Origin of the sequence: Pseudomonas sp. FSL R10-0056 (genome assembly GCF_009600105.1) — a bacterium.
Classification (GTDB): Bacteria; Pseudomonadota; Gammaproteobacteria; order Pseudomonadales; family Pseudomonadaceae; genus Aquipseudomonas; species Aquipseudomonas bubulae.
In genome coordinates, this window is the sequence record NZ_WIWL01000065.1 from 1 (window position 1) to 1095 (window position 1095).

Consider the following 1095-nt stretch of genomic DNA (forward strand, 5'->3'; position numbering starts at 1 on the left):
GCCCTGGAGCCTGGTGCATGTGGACAACGGCCGGGCAGGCGACGAGCAATCACGCCTGCGCCTGCAAAGCGCCCAGCAACTGGCTGAGCGCTTGGGTGGCGAGGTGGTGTTGCTGCGTGCCGGTGAAGTGGCCAAAACCCTGATCCAGCATGCCGGCGAACGCCGTGCCAGCTTGCTGCTGGTGGGTCAATCGCGGTTGACCTGGCGCCGTCGCCTGTTTGGCGGCGGACTGGCGGCGCGCTTGTTGCGTGACGCCCATGGCCTGGAAATCAACGTGCTCGACAACGAGCAGTCCCCTGTACCTGTCACCAACCGCCCGGAACACTCACTGGTGTGGTTCGACTACGGCCTGGCGCTGCTTGCCACGCTACTGGCCAGTGCCCTGGCCTGGGGAGTATCCAGCGTACTGGCGCTGCCCAATATCTCCCTGGTGTTTCTGGCTGCCGTGCTGCTGGTGGCCGTGCGCAGCAGCCTGGGGCCAGCATTGGCCTGTGCGGCGCTGTCATTTCTGGCCTATGACTTCCTCTTTATTCCGCCCAATTTCTCGTTCAGCATCCAGCGCGAAGAAGATGTGCTGACGTTGTTGTTCTTTCTGTTGATGGCGGCGCTCACTGGCAAACTGGCGGCTCGCCAGCGCCGGCAGTTGCAGGCCTTGCGCGACACTCAGCACGAAACCACCGAGCTTCTCGACCTGTCACGCAAGCTTACCGCCGCGACCGACCGCAAGGCTGTGGTCAATGCTGCCGGGCAGCATTTGAGCGGCTGGAAAGAGCTGGACATATGCCTGCTCAATCGCGATGGCAATGGCGGCTGGGACGTTGAAAGCGGCGGGCCGTTACAGTTCTGCGAAGCGGAGCGCGCCGCTGCTGACTGGGCCTGGGCCCACGACCAGCCTGCAGGCAAGGGTACGGGCACTTTGCCGATGGGCCGTTGGTGGTGGTGGCCGATCAGCGCCGAGGAGGGGCCATTGGCCTTGCTCGGCGTGTGCACCAGGCAGGGCCATTCACTAACTGGCCAGCGTCGTCGGCTACTGATGGCTTTGAGCCAACCCCTGGCCCAGGCACTGGCGCGCGCGCGCTTGGCCCAGGACCTGGA

At 64.6% G+C, this 1095-nt stretch carries 1 protein-coding gene; it reads left to right on the forward strand.

The features are described 5' to 3' along the window. Nucleotides 1–1095 (forward strand): DUF4118 domain-containing protein (locus GHO42_RS03395; protein WP_153384115.1); only part of this gene is annotated, 1095 nt, incomplete at both ends.